This is a genomic window from Mycobacterium sp. ML4 (assembly GCF_054515735.1).
Genome location: NZ_JBTNSY010000048.1, coordinates 1 through 17,573, shown reverse-complemented (window position 1 = coordinate 17,573; position 17,573 = coordinate 1). Strand labels below are relative to the sequence as shown.

The following is a 17,573-nucleotide window of genomic DNA, read 5'->3' as shown; positions in this document are numbered from 1 at the left end:
TCCGCTACCACCGCAGGTTGATTTGCAGCAGCCCGACAATCCGTCGCCGCCAAACGAAGCTCCTACCGGTGAGCATGGCTAGTTGCTTCCGTTGAACCAGATCGGTGATCCGTCCGGATGGCATCGGAAGTTATTGCACCAAAGCACCTAAGGCGGCCGGGTCGAGTATTTCGATGACGGCGTATCCGACCTTGACAAGATTGTTGCGCTCAAAGTCTTTGATCACTTTATTGACCGACGGCCGCTGAGCTCCGAGCATCGCGGCGATGGTGCGCTGAGCGAGTTCCACTCGCAAATCGACTGCCTCGTCCAGCAGCAGCTGTGCCAGTTGCGCGGGCAGCGGCCGGCCGAGTAGTCCGATCAATCTGGCCTGACTTGCCGACACACGTTGTGCCACACTCGACAACCAGCGCCTCGCAATCGCCGGACGGTCGACAAGCAGCCGATCGAACGCTTGGCGGTCCAGAATGAGACAGCGCGAATCGGTCAAGGCCCTCGCGGTGTATGGCGATGGAATGTCGAGCAACAACGGGATGTCGCCATCCACGTCGCCGGGGCGAAGGACGTCCACCACCGCCCGGCGCCGGCCTGAGCCTACCGAGAGCTCAATCTGCCCCTGCCGGACGATGCACACTTCCTGGGCGGCTTGATCGGCGACGAACAGCACGGCACCCGGGGGAAAGTTCTTAGCTTGCAAGTTTTCCGCCAGGGCGGCCAGATCATTGGGGTGCAGTGGTGCCGAAGCCCCGCGACCGACGCACCGTGCCACCCACGCAGCATGTCGCACCTGTGCGTCCATGACTTCCTGCCCGCCGGCCAGCGACTGAACGAGATGCCGGAGCGGAGTCGCCGGTTGGTCGGACATCGTGCCTCCTTTGATGCACCGACGATCATGTCACCATTCCGGCAGTCGCGGCGTCGAATCGAAGTCACCGCGTGTTCGGCTCCGGCGATTGCGTCTCAGGCGGCCAGATGTCGGCGCTATGGCTAATCCTGGCAACGCTTTTCGCGTTGAGCGCCTCCCTGAGGTGAACCGATGCTGCGTGTGAGTCGGGCGGCGACGTGAATGTGGCTCGCTTCATCACCGACAAAGAACCTCGACCGCAGCTACCGGCGCCGGCGTCTTCGATTGCGTTGCGAAGTTGCCGGCTGCCGGTGGCGTTCCTCGCCGTCACCCTTAACATGCGCCTATGGATCAGGTATGGGCGAACCGCGCCGCCACCAGCGAAACCGCGGTCACACAACGCAACCTGCGGCGGCTGTGGGGTTTGCCCGGCACCCAGTTGGGTGTGGTGGCCTGGCCGTCGGATCGCAGCGACCGGATGTTCGGTACCTGGCACTACTGGTGGCAGGCGCATCTGCTGGACTGCCTGATCGACGCGCAGGTGCGCGATCCGCAGCCGCAGCGCCGCACCAGGATCAACCGGCAGATCCGCGCCCACCGGCTGCGTAACACCCTGCGCTGGACCAACAGCTACTACGACGACATGGCGTGGCTGGCGCTGGCCCTGCAACGGGCCGCGCGTCTGGTCGGCATCGAGCGCAGCGGCGCCCTGCATACACTGGCCCGCCAGTTCGTCAACGCGTGGGTGCCCGAGGACGGCGGCGGTATCCCGTGGCGTAAGCAGGACCAGTTCTTCAACGCCCCCGGAAACGGCCCGGCGGGGATATTCCTGGCCCGCTACGAAGGACACCTGCGCCGGGCGCAGCAGATGGCTGACTGGATCGATGAAACGCTGATCGACCCAGACACCCACCTGGTGCTTGACGGCATCAAGGACGGGTCGCTGGTGCGCGCGCAGTACACCTACTGCCAGGGTGTGGTGCTCGGGCTGGAGGTCGAGCTGGCCAACCGCACCCACGACGACCGGCACCGGCCCCGCGTGCACCGGTTGGTCGCGGCGGTCAAGGAGCACATGGCCGCGCAAGGTGTGCTCAAGAGCGCAGGCGGCGGCGACGGCGGCCTGTTCGGCGGCATCACCGCCCGGTATCTGGCACTGGTTGCCACCGATCTGCCCGGCGACTCGGCGGAGGACAAGGCCGCCCGCGACACCGCCGGTGACATCGTGCTGTCGTCGGCGAAGTCGGCGTGGGACTACCGCCAGACGGTGGACGGCCTACCGGTGTTCGGCGCTTTCTGGGACCGCGACGCGGAGATACCGACCGCGGGGGGACAGCAGGCGCAGTTCGTCGAAGGTGCGGTGAACAGTTCGGCCATTCCCGAGCGGGACCTCTCGGTGCAGTTGTCGGGGTGGATGTTGATGGAGGCCGCGCACAACGTCGCGATGGTCAAATCAGTCCGGTAGCGGCACTTCTTCGGGTGCCGCTGCGTTGCGGCGGGACCGGTAGCCGCGCCAGGCCGCGATGGACGCCGGGATCATCGACACGAACAGGATGCCCAGAATGATCTTTTCCAGGTTCTGGTTGACGAACGGCACCGTGCCCAGGAAGTAACCGGCCACCGTCACGCCGCCGCCCCACAAGACGCCGCCGACGATGTCGAATGCGAGATACACCGGATAACGCATGTAGGAGACACCGGCGATCACCGGCGTGAACGTGCGCACGAACGGCATGAACCGGGCCAGGATGATCGCCCATGACCCGTACTTCTCGAAGAACGCGTGCGACTCCGTCACGTAATGCTTCTTGAAGAACCGGGAATCTTCCTTCTTGAACAGCGCCGGGCCGATGCGGCGGCCGATGAAGTACCCGGTCTGGTCGCCGAGGACGGCGACCAGCGCGACCGCGGGCGCAAGGATCCAGATGTCCAGAGTCCCCTTGGCGGCCAGCAGTCCGCCGGTGAACAGCAACGATTCGCCGGGCAGCAGCGGAAACAACAATCCCGTTTCGACGAAGACGATGACCAGGATCGTCGGCAGTACCGCGGCAGCGAACAAGCCCTCGGGGCCGATCCAGAACATCGGGTCCAGGATGCTGCCCCTAGACATGGCAGGCCGTCACGGTGGTGCTCATGGTGCTTCAACATACCGGCGTTGCAATACTGAGCAGACCACGTTCCGTACAAGGAGTCTTCCATGCCTATCGCAACGCCCGAGATCTACGCCGAGATGTTGGGACGTGCCAAGGAGAATGCCTACGCGTTCCCGGCCATCAACTGCACCTCCTCGGAGACCGTCAACGCCGCTATCAAGGGCTTCGCCGACGCCGGCAGCGACGGCATAATTCAGTTCTCCACCGGCGGCGCGGAATTCGGGTCCGGGCTCGGGATCAAGGACATGGTGACCGGTGCCGTCGCGCTGGCCGAGTTCACCCACATCATCGCGGCCAAATATTCGATCAACGTGGCGTTGCACACCGACCACTGCCCCAAGGACAAGCTGGACAGCTACGTGCGTCCGTTGCTGGCGATCTCGTCAGAAAAGGTGGGCAAGGGCGAGAATCCGCTGTTCCAGTCGCACATGTGGGACGGCTCGGCGGTCCCGATCGACGAGAACCTGGAAATCGCACAGGAACTGCTCAAGCAGGCCGCGGCCGCCAAAATCATCCTCGAGATCGAGATCGGCGTGGTGGGCGGCGAAGAGGACGGCGTCGCCAACGAGATCAACGACAAGCTCTACACCACCCCGGAGGACTTCGAGAAGACCATCGAGGCACTGGGCCACGGCGAGCACGGTCACTACCTGCTGGCCGCGACGTTCGGCAACGTGCACGGTGTCTACAAGCCGGGCAACGTCAAACTGCGTCCCGACATCCTGGCTCAGGGCCAGAAGGTGGCGGCCGCGAAACTGGGCCTGGGGGACGACGCCAAGCCCTTCGACTTCGTCTTCCATGGCGGCTCCGGCTCGGCGAAGTCCGAGATCGAGGAGGCGCTGCGCTACGGCGTGGTGAAGATGAACGTCGACACCGACACCCAGTACGCGTTCACCCGGCCGATCGCGGCGCACATGTTCTCCAACTACGACGGCGTGCTCAAGGTCGACGGCGAAGTCGGCAACAAGAAGGTCTACGACCCGCGCAGCTACCTCAAGAAGGCCGAAGCCGGCATGACCGAGCGGGTCATCGAGGCCTGCAACGACCTGCACTGCGCCGGCAAGTCGCTGTCGGGTTAACCTCTCGCCGAGCGTGCGCTGAAGGCGGAAAAAGCGTCGAAAACCCGCCCTCACGACACGTTCGCCGAGATGCGGCACGAACGCCGCCGAGTCCGCTGGTCAGCTGGATTGGCAGATCTTCCACTGGTCGTCGCGGAACTGCAGGTCAAGACTGCGGGTGGAACGGGTCTGCGGGTCATAGGCCATGAACGTGGTGATGTTCGCTTCTGCGTGCTGACCGTTGACGACGACCTGGTCGATGCTGGCGATCACCGGGTACTGCTTGGCCGCCGAGACGCGCTGGTATGTCTCGGTCCAGGACTTCTCGTCGTACTCGACATAGCCGTCGCGCGTGCTGCCGCAGGTGATGCTGCGCAGCGCGGTCAGATCGCCGCGTTGTATTGCGATGTCGAAGTTCTGGATGGTCTGCTTGACCTGGTCCTCCTGCGAAGCCTGGGGGCGCTGGCTGCGGGTGAGCAGGACGGTGCCGAAGATCGCGATCGCCGCCAGTGCCAGCACGATGACGACGACCGCCAGCACCCAACCCCAGTTCCGCTGCCTGGCGCCCGGCTTGGCTCCGCCGCGAGGTGGAATCGATTGGGGAACAGCTGTTTTCGGTGGCAACGGCGGGGTTGGCGGCGTCCCCTGCGCCGGGTGGGTCTGGAAGGCTTCGGTGGCCGCATCCTGGGCCGTGGCGATGACCTGGGTTTCTTTGGCGTCGAAACCGGGTGCAGTGAAGCGCCGCTCTGGTTGGCCGCCCGGGACGGTCGCCTCCAAGCTCTCGTGCGGGTTGCGCGTGGCGATCACCTGAGTCTCGGTCTCCGAGTCGCTGGCAATCAGGGGGCGGGCCTCGGTCGGTTCGGCGTCGGGGTTGCGCTCAGCGTCCGATGTGCCGCTGGATTTTGTGCCGTCGCGGTCTGGCTCGGGTGCGTTGGGCATGCGTGCAGCTTAACCGAGCCGCGTTGGCACAATGGGGCCATGACGCCCACCCGTGACCTCCTGGGACCCGATCCGATTCTGTTGCCCGGCGACAGCGAGGCCGAGGCCGAACTGCTCGCCAACGAGAAACCGGGAATCGTCGCCGCAGCTCATCCGTCGGCGTCGGTGGCCTGGGCGGCACTCGCCGAAGAGGCGCTGGCCGAAGACAAGGCGATCACGGCTTACGCCTATGCCCGGACCGGCTATCACCGCGGTCTGGATCAGCTGCGACGCAATGGTTGGAAGGGGTTCGGACCGGTGCCCTACGCCCACGTGCCCAACCGCGGCTTCCTGCGCTGCGTGGCGGCGCTGGGCCGTGCCGCCGACGCCATCGGCGAGACTGACGAGTACCGGCGCTGCCTGGATCTGCTTGACGACTGTGACCCGGCGGCCCGTGCCGCGCTCGGTTTCTAGAACGTCTCCTCGCAGTGGCCGTCCGGGCAGTCGATCTGCACCGTGGCGTGGTTGAGGCCCCGGGCCGACAGCACTGCCCGCGCCTCGTTGAGCACCTGTGCCGAGTCGGCGGTGCTGGTCAGGTGGGCGGTCACCATGTCCTTGCCGGGCGACAGCGTCCAGACATGCAGGTCGTGCACGTCGGTGACACCGTCGAGGCAGCCCAGCGCCGACCGCAACTCGTCGACGTCGATGTGGGCCGGCGAGGACTCGGACAGGATGCGCAGGGCAGCGCGGGCCAGCGCGATCGCGCGGGGGAGCACCCACAGCGCGACCAGCACCGCCACCACCACGTCGGCGTACGGCCAGTGTGTCGTCACCGTCACGACCCCCGCGATCAGCACCCCGATGCTGCCGACGGTGTCGGCGACGACCTCCATGTAGGCGCCCTTGACCGCAAGGCTGGCCTCCGAGTGCGACCGCAGCAGCATCGCCACCAGGAAATTGGCGGCGACGCCGGCCAGGGCCACCACGATCATCGGCACACCGGGCACCGACGGCGCGCCGCCGAGCCGTTCGATCGCCTCGTACAGGATGAACAGCGCGACACCCACCAGCAGCACGGCGTTGGCCACCGCGGTGAATACCTCGGCACGGTGCCAGCCGTAGGTGCGGTCGGGTGACGAGCTGCCGCGCCGGGCGAGTATGACGGCGACCAGCCCCATGAACACGGCCACCACGTCGGTGAGCATGTGGCCGGCGTCGGCCAGCAAAGCGATCGAGTTGATCAGCACTGCGGTGGTCAGTTCGATGACGAAGAACGTCGCAAGTATCCCCGCGGCAGCGATCATCCGGGGGATCATGCGCGATGCATCCGCCTCAGCGGGGGTGTGACTGTGTCCGGCGCCCATGGCTAGTCAATATATGCGTTATCGCGCATATATTGCAAGACGGGCAATGCGCCGCGACACGGAAACCATGCACACGACTCCGCCGAACAAGGTGTGCCTGCGCTCAGTTTCGAGCGACCAATCATGCTCAGGTCAGCGCGCTCCAGAAGCGGGTCAGTGCGCCGCCGGCCATCGAAAGCCGCGGCGGCACCCCGGAGAGCTGGAAGAACCAGTACACGACCTCGAAGAAATACCGGTTCAATCCCGGCGCCAGCAGCACGACCAGCAGGATGAACAAACCGAACTGCTTGGCCGGTGCCACCGCGCGCTGGGTCTGCGGGCTCAGGTGCGGCTCCACCGCGTCGTAGCCGTCCAGGCCCGGAACCGGAAGCAGGTTCAGCACCACCGCGGTGACCTGCAGGAAACCCAGGAACGCCATCGCGGCGGCGAGCACCAGGTGCGCCGGGTCGTGGAACAACCGGGTTGCGGTCAGCAACAGCACGGCCAGAGCCAGGTTCATCGCCGGCCCGGCCAGGCTCACCAACGTGCGGCGCATCGGCGTCATGAACGAGGTCTGCAGGTATACCGCGGCACCGGGCAGTCCGATCCCGCCCAGCGCGATGAACACCATCGGCAGTACCAGCGACAGCCCGAGATGGCTGTAGCGCCGCGGATCCAGATTCAGGTAGCCGCGCACCGCCGCGTCGTGGTCGCCGAAGCGCCAGGCCGTGTACGCGTGCCCGAACTCGTGCAGGCACAGCGACACCAGCCAGCCGGCGATGACGAAGACGAACACCCCTGCGTAAGCGAGCGGCCGCACCACCGACCCGGCGGCCCAGGCCAGCGCCGCACCGACGCCCGTCAGGCCGACCAGGCCAAGAAAGATCGGGCTGGGGCGCACCCGTAAAAGCTACCGAACCAGCAGCCAGCCCTCGACATGGCGGTAGAACGTCGACCGGCGCACCGGTCGCGGTACGGAGTCCCCGTCGCGCAGCACGACCGCGCCCGTCGTGCCCAGCTGAACGGCCCGTCCGCTGACCCAGCTCGGCCAACGCCGGGCAACGGCCGCCCGCAGACCCGGCATGGCAAGCGTGGGCTCGATCCATACGCCGGTGACATCGCCGTCGAACAGCACGGTGTCGTCCACGACGGCCTCGCCCCGGATCGAGGCAGCCTCCCCGGGCGGTAACCACTCGGCACGCCCGACCAGCGCCGTCGCGGTGTCGTCACGAATCAACGGCACCCGCTGCGCGATCCCTGACACCGCGCGCCGAACCGCTCGGAAACCTGACGCCAACCGGTAGATGCGGGTGGCCGGTGTCCGCCTGCGCGGAACGTATGCCACCTCGACGTCGAGTCGTTCGGCGCGCAGCAACCGGGTCAGCACGTCGGCCAGATCGCCGTCAGCGCCGACGACGACGAGCCTGCGGTACGCGCCTGGAATGGTGGTGAGGTCTTTCGGTAGGGAGGGCAGACCCCGCAACGGGCGCGGCAGCCGGGCGTCGGCGAACAGCAGCACCGCCACGCCGGGGGCGTTCTCCGCCGTATTCATGACACTCCTCGCGAACCGCTGGGTAGGGTAGGTCACCGGCTGGACCACAATAAGGGGCCCAACCTGCCAGACGAGTTGGGAGCACGTCATGCCGGCAATCGTCCTCATCGGAGCCCAGTGGGGCGACGAGGGCAAAGGTAAGGCCACGGATCTGCTCGGTGGACGAGTGCAGTGGGTGGTGCGCTACCAGGGCGGTAATAACGCGGGGCACACCGTCGTGCTGCCCACCGGGAAGAACTTCGCCCTGCACCTCATTCCGTCGGGCGTGCTGACGCCCGGCGTCACCAACGTGATCGGCAACGGCGTGGTCATCGATCCCGGTGTGCTGCTCGACGAACTCGAGGGCCTGGAGGATCGCGACGTCGACACCTCCAGGCTGCTGATCTCCGCCGATGCGCATCTGCTGATGCCCTATCACGTGGCGATCGACAAGGTCACCGAGCGCTACATGGGCAGCAAGAAGATCGGCACCACCGGGCGCGGCATCGGCCCGTGCTATCAGGACAAGATCGCACGAATGGGTATCCGCGTAGCCGACGTGCTCGACCACGCGCAGCTGCAACACAAGATCGAGGCCGCCCTCGAGCTCAAAAACCAAATCCTGGTCAAGATCTACAACCGCAAGGCGCTCGATGCCGACCAGGTTCTGGAGGCGCTACTGCAGCAGGCCGAAGGTTTCCGGCACCGGATCGCCGACACCCGGCTGCTGCTCAACAACGCACTCGACGCCGGGGAGACGGTGCTGCTGGAAGGCTCGCAAGGCACGCTGCTCGACGTCGACCACGGCACCTATCCGTATGTGACGTCGTCCAATCCGACGGCCGGCGGCGCGGCGGTGGGCTCGGGCATCGGCCCGACCCGGATCGGCACCGTGCTGGGCATCCTCAAGGCCTACACCACCCGGGTGGGTTCGGGCCCCTTCCCGACCGAATTGTTCGACGAGAACGGTGAGTACCTGTCCAAGACGGGCGGTGAATTCGGGGTCACGACGGGCCGGCGTCGGCGTTGTGGCTGGTTCGACGCGGTCATTGCCCGCTACGCCACCCGCGTCAACGGCATCACCGACTACTTTCTGACCAAGCTCGACGTGCTGTCGAGCCTGCAGACGGTGCCGGTCTGCGTTGGCTACGAGATCGACGGCAAGCGGACACCGGAGATGCCGATGACCCAGAGCGATCTGTGTCGCGCGCAGCCGGTTTACGAGGAACTGCCCGGCTGGTGGGAGGACATCTCCGGTGCCCGCGAGTTCGACGATCTGCCCGCCAAGGCCCGTGACTACGTGTTGCGGCTGGAAGAGCTTGCCGGAGCACATGTTTCGTGCATCGGTGTGGGTCCGGGCCGGGACCAGACCATCGTCCGGCGCGACGTTCTGGCGCCCCGCGCGTGACGCATTACACGTCGCTCAGCCCCCAGGGCGATCCCCGAGACGAAGATCCCGAGTACGAACACCACGGCGGCTTTCCGGAATACGGGCCGGCCAGTCCGGGACCCGGGTTCGGGAAGTTCGTGGCGACCATGCGCAGACTGCAGGACCTGGCGGTGTCCGCCGACCCCGGTGATGACGTGTGGGATGAGGCGGCCGAGCGTGCCGCCGCCCTGATGGAGTTGCTGCAGCCGTTCGAGGCCGATGCGGGAAAGTCGCCGGCCGGGCGCACCCCCGACCTGCCCGGCATGGGCAGCCTGCTGCTGCCGCCCTGGAAGCTGACCCGCTATGCGCCCGACGGCGTCGAGATGACCGGCCATTTCACCCGGTTTCACGTCGGGGGCAACTGGGCGGTGCACGGGGGAGTGTTGCCGCTGCTGTTCGACCACACGTTCGGCATGGTCTCGCACGCCGCCGGACGGCCGATCAGCCGGACGGCCTTCCTGCACGTCGACTATCGCAAGATCACACCGATCGACGTACCGCTGACCATCCGCGGGCGGGTCACCCGCATCGAGGGACGCAAAGCGTTCGTGTCGGCGGAGCTGGTGCAGACCTCGGGTGAGGCCGACGAGGCTTTGCTGGCCGAGGGCAACGGCCTGATGGTTCGCCTCCTGCCGGGCCAGCCCTAACCCCGCCCTAACCCTGGTTCGGGTTCGGCGGTACCACGATGATGGTCGCGCCCGGGATAGCGGCCAGGGTCGCCGCGAGGTTGGCCACCACGCCCGGCGGCAAGCCCTGCGGCAGCCCCGGAAAATGCGCCGCGGCGGCCGCGGCGGGTATCGCGGGGGTGTTGGCAGCCGGCCTGGTCGCCGCTGCGGTTCCGCCTGTGCCGCCTGCCGCCGGCTGCGTCGGGGACGGCGACGAGGATCCCCCCCGCGCCGCCAGGCCGGCCAGGCTGGTTCCGGCCAGACCCGCCGCCATCATGCCGGTGTAGCCGCCGCCGTCCTCGGCGGCGGTCAGGTACATCGGCGTGGTGTTGGGGAACATGGCGGCGACCTGGCGCACTGCCGGCGGCATGTTCCAGGTCGGGGGCACCGACAGCCCGCCGATGCTGCTGGAGTAGCCCGATAGAGCGGCGATCGGCGCCTGGGGCGGGCTTGCGAGGCGTTGTCCGCCCGGAGTCGAAGGTTGCTTACGGGCCGGCGCAGAACCCGCGGTTTTATCGGTCGTTTCGAGTTCGAGCTCTTCCTCTTTCTCGGTCTCGTCGACCGTGTCGTGGCGGTACACCTCGCCAAGCTGAATTCCGGACAAACCCAAGGCGCCGGCCGACACGGCCACAGCCGCCAGTACCAGCACGTCAAGATCCTCCAACGGGTTGGGTATGTCGGAAAACGGGGAGGGCAGCAGCGATTGCAGCGTGGGCAGCACGCTTGTCTCCGCCGGCGCTGCCGCGGCGGCGGCCGCTTGACCGGCCAGCGCGCCCTCGGTGGTGGTCGCCGGCGGCGGGGCGAACGGGGCCAATTGGGAGGCGGCTTCCGAATTTCCGGCATAGCCTTCCATCGCGACGATGTCCTGGGCCCACATCTCGCCGTAGTCCGCTTCGCTGGTAGCGATCGCCGGCGTGTTCTGCCCGAAGATATTCGTTTGGACCAGCGACATGGTCGTGCTGCGGTTGGCGGCGATGGCCGCCGGCGGCACCGTGGCCGCGTAGACGGCCTCATAGGCGTTGGCCGCGGTGAGCGCCTGGGCGGCGACCTGCTCGGCCTGGGCGGCGGTGGCCCGCATCCAGGCCATATAGGGGGTGACCGCCGCTGCCATCGACAGGGACGACGGCCCCAGCCATTCCTGGCTGGTCAGACCGGAGATCACCGAGGCGTAGGAGTCGGCCGCCGAGTTCAGTTCGTTGGCGAGCCGTTCCCAGGCGACCGCCGCCTGCAACAGCGGAGCCGACCCGGGCCCGGAGTAGATCCTGGCCGAGTTGATTTCCGGGGGAAGCGCCCCGTACTCCATGCCCAGCACGGCCTTACATCCCTGCCGAACCCGCGACGGCGGCGTTAGCCGCCTCGGTCGCCGCATAGTGGCCACCGCTGGACGCCAGCACGGCCACGAACTCCTCGTGTATCGCCGCGGCTCGTGCGCTGACAATTTGATACAGCCTGGCGTGCACAGCGAACCTGACCGCCGTCTTCGCGGACACCTCGTCGGCCCCGGCGGGCATCACCGCTGTGGTCAGCGAGGCTGACGCGTCATTCAACGCGCGCATGGCCGCACCGATGTTCGCCAGGTTGTTCGCGGCTGAGCTCAGCATCTCCGGCTGGGTCGTCACGAATGACATGCACATCTCCTCAGCGAAACATTGTGACTTCCAGCAGAGTTACACAAAATCTCCAAAAATGAGTCCAGACGCGTCGTTCTCACAGGCGCCCCTATTGTTGAGGGTGTGACTGACGGCTTGACCGAAGGACGACACGAGACCGGCAAGCCCGACGGCTCGGCGGCTGCCGACCGGGGCACGACGACGACGTGGACGGTGGAGGACCCGGCGGAACCGGAAGCCGATGCGGGCCCGCGGGTGTTGCTGCTGGGTTCGGATGAGTCCGGCCAGGAGCTGGCGGTTGCGTTGCAGCGCCTGGGGTCTGAAGTGATCACCGCCGACGCGGACACGCTGACCGACTCCGACGAGCTGACCGCCGTGGTGGGCGCGCTGCAACCGGACTTCGTGGTGACGCTTCCCGGTGCGTTCGACACGGCCGCAGCGGCGGCAGCACTGGACAATCTCGACACCCACGACGCCGAACTGGTGCCGCACGCTCGCGCCGTGCGCCTGACGGCGGACCGGGAGGCTCTGCGCCGGCTGGCCGCCGACGAACTCGGCCTGCCCACCGCGCCGTTCTGGTTCGTCGACTCACATGCCGAACTGGAGGCGGTCGCGGCGCACGCCGGCTACCCGCTGTTGGTCAGGCCGGTCGCCGGTCCGCAGGGTCGCGGCCGCTCGGTGGTTCGCGGCGCGCACGAAGTCGCTCACGCCTGGGAACTGGCAACCGAGGGCGGCGCCGGGCGGGTCTGGGCCGAGACGGTGGTGGATGTCGAATTCTTGGTCACGCTGATCGTGGTTCGCACCGAAGGCCCGTCGGGGCCGGTGATCGAGTTCTGCGCGCCCATCGGTCACCGCAGCGACGAGACTTGTGCACTGGAATCCTGGCAGCCGCAGCACATGAGCACCGCCGCGGTGGACGCGGCGAAATCGATCGCCGCACGTATCGTCAAATCGTTGGGCGGTCGCGGCGTATTCAGCGTCGAGCTGATGATCAACGGCGACGAGGTGTATTTCGCTGAAGTCACCGCCGGTCCGACCCATAGTGCCTGGGTGACATTGCGTACGCAGCGACTTTCGGCCTTCGAGTTACAGGCGCGGGCTGTTCTCGGCGTTGCCGTGGACACCATGATGGTGTCGCCGGGCGCCGCACGGCTGATCGCTGAGGGGCCGGCCGCGCCGGGTGTGGCACCCAGCGGCGACATCTTGGCCACCGCGCTCGCGGTGCCCGAAAGCGATCTACGGGTGTTCGGTTCGGCCGTCGACGACCAGCCCGTCGCCATACCCGACAACTGGGGTGTGGCGCTGGCCACCGCGCCGGACGTGGCGGCTGCCCGGGACCGCGCCCGCGACGCCGCGGCCCGCCTGAGTGTGCGAGACTCACGCGGGTGAGCTACGCAGGAGACATCACGCCGCTCGAGGCCTGGAAATTGCTCAGCGACAATCCTGGAGCCGTGTTGGTGGACGTACGCACCGACGCCGAATGGCGCTTCGTCGGGGTTCCGGACCTGTCGAGTCTGGGACGCGAGGTGGTCTACGTCGAGTGGAACAAGTCCAACGGACAGCACAACAACAATTTCCTCGCCGAACTGCAGGACAAGATCCCGGCTGGCGGGGAGGGCGAGCGGCCGGTGGTTTTCTTGTGCCGTTCCGGCAACCGCTCGATCGGGGCGGCCGAAGTCGCGACCGAGGCCGGTTACACGCCGTCCTACAACGTGCTGGACGGCTTCGAGGGTCAACTCGACGCGCACGGCCACCGCGGCGAGACGGGATGGCGCGCGGTCGGGCTGCCCTGGAAACAGGGTTAGTAGCAGGGGCTGGACAACGGGGATGAGCGACGGCGAGTCGATCCGCACGCCCAAGGCATTGCCCGACGGCGTGAGCCAGGCGACCATCGGTGTGCGCGGCGGGCTGATGCGCTCGGGTTTTGAAGAGACCTCCGAGGCGATGTTCCTGTCGTCCGGCTACGTCTATCCGTCGGCGGAAGTCGCCGAGCGGTCGTTCACCGGCGAGGTCGACCACTACGTCTATTCGCGCTACGGCAACCCGACCGTCAACATGTTCCAGGAACGGCTGCGCATGATCGAGGGTGCGCCGGCGGCGTTCGCGACGGCCAGCGGGATGGCGGCGGTGTTCGTGTCGCTGGGCGCCCTACTGGGTGCCGGTGATCGGCTGGTTTCGGCGCGCAGCCTGTTCGGGTCCTGTTTCGTGGTGTGCAGCGAGATCCTGCCCCGCTGGGGCGTGGAGACGGTGTTCGTCGACGGTGACGACCTCGCGCAGTGGGAGCAGGCGCTGGCCCAACCTACCCAGGCGGTGTTTTTCGAGACGCCGTCAAACCCGATGCAGTCGTTGGTCGACATCGCCGCGGTCACCGACCTGGCCCATGCTGCTGGGGCAAAGGCGGTGCTGGACAACGTCTTTGCGACGCCGCTGCTGCAACAGGGGATCCCGCTCGGGGTGGACGTGGTGGTGTACTCGGGCACCAAGCACATCGACGGCCAGGGTCGGGTGCTCGGCGGCGCCATCCTGGGCGACCGGGAGTACATCGACGGTCCGGTGCAGAAGCTGATGCGCCACACCGGACCCGCGATGAGCCCGTTCAACGCCTGGGTGATGTTGAAAGGCCTTGAGACTCTTGCCGTTCGGGTCGAATACAGCAATGCCTCGGCGCAGCGTATCGCAGAGTTCCTGGAAGGCCATCGCGCGGTGAACTGGGTGCGGTATCCCTTCCTGCCGTCGCACCCGCAGTTCGACCTGGCCAAGCGCCAAATGTCCGGCGGCGGAACGGTGGTCACCTTCGAGCTGAAGGCGGCCGACGGAGCCGCGAAGCAGCGGGCCTTCGAAGTGCTGGACAAACTGCGGCTGATCGACATCTCCAACAACCTCGGCGACAGCAAATCGCTTGTCACGCATCCCGCTACGACGACGCACCGGGCCATGGGCCCGGAAGGCCGCGCCGCCATCGGTCTTGGCGACGGCGTGGTCCGGATCTCGGTCGGCCTGGAAGGCACCGACGATCTGATCGCCGATATCGACCAGGCCCTGAGTTAGCCGGCCCGCTGTTCGGCCGCTTCCGCGCGTTCGGCGGCGGCCAGCGTGCCTTCTTCGGCATACTCCCTCACCCAGTTCACCGCGACCCGCGCGTAGATCATCTGACTGGTGATGGCCATCTGGCCGCGGGTGCGGCCCAGGAAGGCCAGGCCCCAGGAGAACATGGCCGCGATGCGGTTGCGGTGGCCGACCAGGTAGATCAGGTGCAGCCCCAACCAGGCCAGCCAGGCGAGGAAGCCGGAGAACTCCAGCTTGCCGATCTGAGTGACGGCGCTGTAGTGGGAGATGAGAGCCATGCTGCCCTTGTTGAAGTAGTGGAACGGCTCACGCGCGGCCGGGTCGTCCTTGCCCTTGACGACATTCTTGATGATGCCGGTGGCGTACTTCGCGGCCTGGATCGCGCCCTGAGCCATCCCGGGCACGCCCGGCACCGACATGAGATCACCGACGACGAAGACGTTCGGGTGTCCCTTGACGGTCAGGTCGGGCTCCACCACAACCCTTCCGGCACGGTCGGTCTCCGTCCCGTCGGACTGCTCGGCGATCATCTTGCCCAGCGAGCTGGCCTGCACGCCTGCCGCCCACACCTTGCATGCGCATTCGATGCGCCGTTCGGTACCGTCCTTGTCCCTGACCGTGATGCCCTTGTAGTCGACGCCGGTCACCATGGCATTCAGCTGGACCTCGACGTCCATCTTTTCCAGCTTGTGTTGCGCTTTGAGGCCCAGCTTCGGGCCCATCGGCGGCAACACTGCGGGGGCGGCGTCGAGCAGAATGACCCGGCACTCGCTGGGGGTGATGGTGCGGAACGCTCCGGCCAGGGTGCGCTCGGCGAGCTGGACGATCTCGCCGGCCAGTTCGACGCCGGTAGGACCGGCCCCGACCACTACGAAGGTCAACCGGCGTTCGCGCTCGGCGAGATCGGTGGCGACTTCGGCGGCTTCGAATGCGCCGAGAATGCGACCCCGCAGCTCCAGTGCGTCGTCGATGGTTTTCATGCCCGGCGCGAAGGTGGCGAAGTGGTCGTTGCCGAAGTAGGACTGCTGGACGCCGGCGGCCACGATCAGGCTGTCGTAGTGCGTCACCGTTTCCATGGCGATGAGTTTCGACGTGACCGTCCGGGCCTTGAGATCGATCCCGCTCACCTCACCCAGGATCACCCGCACGTTCTTCTGCTTGCGCAGGATCAGCCGCGTGGTGGGAGCGATGTCGCCCTCGGACAAGATGCCGGTCGCCACCTGGTACAGCAGCGGCTGAAAAAGGTGGGTGGTCGTCTTGGAGATGAGGGTGATGTCGACGTCGGCCCGCTTGAGCGATTTGGCCGCATTCAGGCCGCCGAACCCGCTTCCGATGATGACGACGTGATGGCGCTTCTCGGCAGCCGATGCTTCGGCGGGTGGGGGCGTCATGGTCCTCCTCGGAGTCTGGTCACTGCGGCGCATCTACCGTACGACTCAACCCGTCTCAGCGGTATGCATTGTGCAGAGCGACGGCGCGATAGCAGCGTGACCGAACGTATCGGCAGGCGCTTCGACTTTGCCGACGCCTTGATACCGGCCCTGCATCGGTGGCGTGTTGAGGTTATGGTCGCCGCGGCCAGTTCAGGAGATATTGACCAATCGCAGTATTATTGTCTTTCCGCGTTCATTGGGAACATCGTCCGCGAAGTTCTTCGTCATCGCGCGGATCAGCAGCTTTATCGTGGCGTTGGTCTGGTCTTTGGTCGGCTGCCCGGCAGAGCGAAGCTCCGCCGGAAGCTCGGGATTCTGCTGTCCCAGCTCTTCTTCGATGACTGCGCGGGATTCCGTTGGGATAGCTTCGAATACATTGCTCACGGATTTCTCCATCCATCGCGGCTTTCTGCCCATGCGGCTACCACTCGGCCGTCCTTATTCAAACCACTGTCGCCATATGACGGTTTCGCGAACCCTGCTCGACGTCAGCCGCATTGCTCTGCCGGATTATCCGATGCTCAATTCCGCCGCCCTCGAAACTCGCTTGGCCGTCTTTCCGCGCTGAAACCGCGGCCGAATTAAACCTACGCAGTCCCGCCTGATCCGCACACGCTAGAACTGCCTCGTCGCCAAAGTAACTATCTGTTCTTTTAGGGGAAAGGCGATCATTCCGTCTTCCGAGCAGCTGAGGGCCGGGAGATTTCCAATTGCAATGTTTTGCCACCGAGAGTTTGGCGTATCATGAGGATTGTAATCCTAATGCGCATTGCGCCATCGGTCGCCGGGGACGTAGCACCGCCTTCCTGACCGATATGCGCCATCTGGCGCGCGTGGTCGGGAGGTCGGAGTCGCAGTGCGTCCGCATGAATTGAAAATTGATTGATGATATGGTTAGGCAGCAGCTTCAGTTGCGCGGCGCATAATCTCATTGATGCTACTCATTTATTGGCCAGGCCTCAAAGAACGCGGAAATTGCGCGTTCAACTGCCAGTCCGCGCGCACTCGGCTCCCAGTCCGGCCCAAAGCTCTTTACCAATACGCCAGCAAGCACACTTTCAACGGACTCCCTCTGCTTATTGGTCGGCGCTTGGGTCGCGCGAAGTTCAGCCAGAAGAGCCGGATTAAATCGCATCAGTTCTTCAACTATGACAGCACGCGGCCCCGCTGGAATAGCGTCGAGAACGTTGCTCAAGGATTTCTCCATCCATTACCAGTATTGGCCTAGGCGGTCCCGGGCGCCACCACTGTCAGTGCCGCGGCGCCCGCCTCATCCATCGCGACAAACGCCCCCGACGCCACCGTCAACGCCGCCGACACCCAAGACAAGTGACCACCGAACGCGCCGCAAAACTCACCAAGAGCGGCATGCATCGCCGCGGCGGCAACCCCAGCCGATTCCACCGACCCGCTCGGGATTGATGTTTCAGTCGTCTTCTACGACTGCGCGGGATTCTGGTGAAATAGCGTCGAGGACATCCTTCAGGATTTCTCCATGCAGTGCGCGGGATTCGAAGCTGATCGGA

Annotated in this window: 20 protein-coding genes; 8 read left to right on the top strand and 12 right to left on the bottom strand. The window is 66.0% G+C overall.

Features of this window, described 5'->3' with window-relative positions; translation table 11 throughout:
- Positions 1-130 precede the first annotated feature (130 nt).
- Entirely contained in the window at positions 131-865 is a 735-nt protein-coding gene (locus tag ACX9NE_RS28525) for a Crp/Fnr family transcriptional regulator (RefSeq protein WP_459365083.1), read from the bottom strand.
- Positions 866-1,190: 325 nt separating this feature from the next.
- Between ACX9NE_RS28525 and ACX9NE_RS28520 the strand changes: the two genes are divergently transcribed.
- On the top strand, positions 1,191-2,306 hold the full coding sequence (locus ACX9NE_RS28520; protein ID WP_459365082.1) for a glycoside hydrolase family 76 protein: 1,116 nt from the start codon (positions 1,191-1,193) through the stop codon (positions 2,304-2,306).
- Here the strand turns inward: ACX9NE_RS28520 and ACX9NE_RS28515 are convergent.
- Entirely contained in the window at positions 2,295-2,951 is a 657-nt protein-coding gene (locus ACX9NE_RS28515) for a DedA family protein (RefSeq protein ID WP_459365081.1), read from the bottom strand. The two genes, ACX9NE_RS28520 and ACX9NE_RS28515, sit on opposite strands and share 12 nt — an antisense overlap.
- 87 nt (positions 2,952-3,038) lie before the next feature.
- Here ACX9NE_RS28515 and fbaA point away from each other — a divergent pair, with 87 nt between their 5' ends.
- Entirely contained in the window at positions 3,039-4,073 is a 1,035-nt protein-coding gene (gene fbaA, locus ACX9NE_RS28510; RefSeq protein WP_459365080.1) for a class II fructose-bisphosphate aldolase, read from the top strand.
- 99 nt (positions 4,074-4,172) lie between these two features.
- On the opposite strand, the gene ACX9NE_RS28505 is transcribed toward fbaA, so the two are convergent.
- A complete protein-coding gene (locus tag ACX9NE_RS28505; protein WP_459365079.1) occupies positions 4,173-4,991 on the bottom strand; it encodes an Rv0361 family membrane protein in 819 nt (272 codons plus the stop codon).
- Between the two features lie 39 nt (positions 4,992-5,030).
- On the opposite strand from ACX9NE_RS28505, the gene ACX9NE_RS28500 reads away from it, so the two are divergent.
- On the top strand, positions 5,031-5,444 hold the full coding sequence (locus tag ACX9NE_RS28500) for a DUF3151 domain-containing protein (RefSeq protein WP_459365078.1): 414 nt from the start codon (positions 5,031-5,033) through the stop codon (positions 5,442-5,444).
- Here ACX9NE_RS28500 and ACX9NE_RS28495 read toward each other — a convergent pair.
- From ACX9NE_RS28495 to ACX9NE_RS28485, 3 genes are all read right to left on the bottom strand, one after another.
- Positions 5,441-6,334 (bottom strand): cation diffusion facilitator family transporter, encoded by an 894-nt coding sequence (locus tag ACX9NE_RS28495; RefSeq protein WP_459365077.1) that lies wholly within the window; start codon positions 6,332-6,334, stop codon positions 5,441-5,443. The genes ACX9NE_RS28500 and ACX9NE_RS28495 overlap by 4 nt on opposite strands.
- A 127-nt stretch (positions 6,335-6,461) precedes the next feature.
- Positions 6,462-7,214: a site-2 protease family protein gene (locus ACX9NE_RS28490; protein ID WP_459365076.1), complete on the bottom strand. Its 753-nt coding sequence runs from the start codon at positions 7,212-7,214 to the stop codon at positions 6,462-6,464.
- A 9-nt stretch (positions 7,215-7,223) separates the two neighbouring features.
- On the bottom strand, positions 7,224-7,865 hold the full coding sequence (locus ACX9NE_RS28485; RefSeq protein WP_459365075.1) for a peptidase M50: 642 nt from the start codon (positions 7,863-7,865) through the stop codon (positions 7,224-7,226).
- 88 nt (positions 7,866-7,953) lie between these two features.
- Between ACX9NE_RS28485 and ACX9NE_RS28480 the strand changes: the two genes are divergently transcribed.
- Together ACX9NE_RS28480 and ACX9NE_RS28475 are read left to right on the top strand one after the other, a co-directional pair.
- Positions 7,954-9,252, top strand: coding sequence for an adenylosuccinate synthase (locus tag ACX9NE_RS28480; RefSeq protein WP_459365074.1), 1,299 nt, complete (start codon positions 7,954-7,956; stop codon positions 9,250-9,252).
- The gene (locus ACX9NE_RS28475; protein WP_459365073.1) at positions 9,249-9,920 is read left to right on the top strand and encodes a PaaI family thioesterase; all 672 of its coding nucleotides are present in this window, start codon (positions 9,249-9,251) and stop codon (positions 9,918-9,920) included. The genes ACX9NE_RS28480 and ACX9NE_RS28475 overlap by 4 nt, the downstream gene beginning before the upstream one ends.
- A gap of 7 nt (positions 9,921-9,927) precedes the next feature.
- Here the strand turns inward: ACX9NE_RS28475 and ACX9NE_RS28470 are convergent, their stop codons facing one another.
- Together ACX9NE_RS28470 and ACX9NE_RS28465 are read right to left on the bottom strand one after the other, a co-directional pair.
- Positions 9,928-11,241 carry a PPE family protein gene (locus ACX9NE_RS28470; protein ID WP_459365084.1) on the bottom strand — a complete coding sequence of 438 codons (1,314 nt, stop codon included), beginning with the start codon at positions 11,239-11,241 and terminating at the stop codon, positions 9,928-9,930.
- Positions 11,242-11,254: 13 nt separating this feature from the next.
- Positions 11,255-11,566: a PE family protein gene (locus ACX9NE_RS28465; protein WP_459365072.1), complete on the bottom strand. Its 312-nt coding sequence runs from the start codon at positions 11,564-11,566 to the stop codon at positions 11,255-11,257.
- 105 nt (positions 11,567-11,671) lie between these two features.
- Between ACX9NE_RS28465 and purT the strand changes: the two genes are divergently transcribed.
- From purT to ACX9NE_RS28450, 3 genes are read left to right on the top strand one after another with little or no spacing between them, the layout of a single operon-like run.
- The gene (gene purT, locus ACX9NE_RS28460) at positions 11,672-12,937 is read left to right on the top strand and encodes a formate-dependent phosphoribosylglycinamide formyltransferase (RefSeq protein WP_459365071.1); all 1,266 of its coding nucleotides are present in this window, start codon (positions 11,672-11,674) and stop codon (positions 12,935-12,937) included.
- A complete protein-coding gene (locus tag ACX9NE_RS28455) occupies positions 12,934-13,353 on the top strand; it encodes a rhodanese-like domain-containing protein (protein ID WP_459365070.1) in 420 nt (139 codons plus the stop codon). The genes purT and ACX9NE_RS28455 overlap by 4 nt, the downstream gene beginning before the upstream one ends.
- A 22-nt stretch (positions 13,354-13,375) precedes the next feature.
- The gene (locus ACX9NE_RS28450) at positions 13,376-14,596 is read left to right on the top strand and encodes an O-succinylhomoserine sulfhydrylase (protein ID WP_459365069.1); all 1,221 of its coding nucleotides are present in this window, start codon (positions 13,376-13,378) and stop codon (positions 14,594-14,596) included.
- Here the strand turns inward: ACX9NE_RS28450 and ACX9NE_RS28445 are convergent.
- The 4 genes from ACX9NE_RS28445 to ACX9NE_RS28430 form a co-directional block, all read right to left on the bottom strand.
- Positions 14,593-16,005 carry an NAD(P)/FAD-dependent oxidoreductase gene (locus ACX9NE_RS28445; RefSeq protein ID WP_459365068.1) on the bottom strand — a complete coding sequence of 471 codons (1,413 nt, stop codon included), beginning with the start codon at positions 16,003-16,005 and terminating at the stop codon, positions 14,593-14,595. The two genes, ACX9NE_RS28450 and ACX9NE_RS28445, sit on opposite strands and share 4 nt — an antisense overlap.
- A gap of 192 nt (positions 16,006-16,197) precedes the next feature.
- Positions 16,198-16,431, bottom strand: a complete 234-nt coding sequence (locus ACX9NE_RS28440) for a hypothetical protein (protein WP_459365067.1) — start codon at positions 16,429-16,431, stop codon at positions 16,198-16,200.
- Between the two features lie 553 nt (positions 16,432-16,984).
- Positions 16,985-17,254, bottom strand: a complete 270-nt coding sequence (locus ACX9NE_RS28435) for a hypothetical protein (protein ID WP_459365066.1) — start codon at positions 17,252-17,254, stop codon at positions 16,985-16,987.
- 17 nt (positions 17,255-17,271) lie between these two features.
- A complete protein-coding gene (locus tag ACX9NE_RS28430; RefSeq protein WP_459365065.1) occupies positions 17,272-17,451 on the bottom strand; it encodes a hypothetical protein in 180 nt (59 codons plus the stop codon).
- Positions 17,452-17,573 lie beyond the last annotated feature (122 nt).

What these genes read in the sequence shown, in the direction of transcription:
- ACX9NE_RS28500 (WP_459365078.1), top strand. Translation starts at nt 5,031, where the DNA reads ATGACGCCCACCCGTGACCTCCTGGGACCCGATCCGATTCTGTTGCCC.
- ACX9NE_RS28515 (WP_459365081.1), bottom strand. Translation starts at nt 2,951, where the DNA reads ATGTCTAGGGGCAGCATCCTGGACCCGATGTTCTGGATCGGCCCCGAG.
- ACX9NE_RS28485 (WP_459365075.1), bottom strand. Translation starts at nt 7,865, where the DNA reads ATGAATACGGCGGAGAACGCCCCCGGCGTGGCGGTGCTGCTGTTCGCC.
- ACX9NE_RS28470 (WP_459365084.1), bottom strand. Translation starts at nt 11,241, where the DNA reads ATGGAGTACGGGGCGCTTCCCCCGGAAATCAACTCGGCCAGGATCTAC.
- ACX9NE_RS28465 (WP_459365072.1), bottom strand. Translation starts at nt 11,566, where the DNA reads ATGTCATTCGTGACGACCCAGCCGGAGATGCTGAGCTCAGCCGCGAAC.
- ACX9NE_RS28445 (WP_459365068.1), bottom strand. Translation starts at nt 16,005, where the DNA reads ATGACGCCCCCACCCGCCGAAGCATCGGCTGCCGAGAAGCGCCATCAC.
- ACX9NE_RS28520 (WP_459365082.1), top strand. Translation starts at nt 1,191, where the DNA reads ATGGATCAGGTATGGGCGAACCGCGCCGCCACCAGCGAAACCGCGGTC.
- fbaA (WP_459365080.1), top strand. Translation starts at nt 3,039, where the DNA reads ATGCCTATCGCAACGCCCGAGATCTACGCCGAGATGTTGGGACGTGCC.
- ACX9NE_RS28505 (WP_459365079.1), bottom strand. Translation starts at nt 4,991, where the DNA reads ATGCCCAACGCACCCGAGCCAGACCGCGACGGCACAAAATCCAGCGGC.
- ACX9NE_RS28450 (WP_459365069.1), top strand. Translation starts at nt 13,376, where the DNA reads ATGAGCGACGGCGAGTCGATCCGCACGCCCAAGGCATTGCCCGACGGC.
- ACX9NE_RS28525 (WP_459365083.1), bottom strand. Translation starts at nt 865, where the DNA reads ATGTCCGACCAACCGGCGACTCCGCTCCGGCATCTCGTTCAGTCGCTG.
- ACX9NE_RS28480 (WP_459365074.1), top strand. Translation starts at nt 7,954, where the DNA reads ATGCCGGCAATCGTCCTCATCGGAGCCCAGTGGGGCGACGAGGGCAAA.
- ACX9NE_RS28495 (WP_459365077.1), bottom strand. Translation starts at nt 6,334, where the DNA reads ATGGGCGCCGGACACAGTCACACCCCCGCTGAGGCGGATGCATCGCGC.
- ACX9NE_RS28435 (WP_459365066.1), bottom strand. Translation starts at nt 17,254, where the DNA reads ATGGAGAAATCCTTGAGCAACGTTCTCGACGCTATTCCAGCGGGGCCG.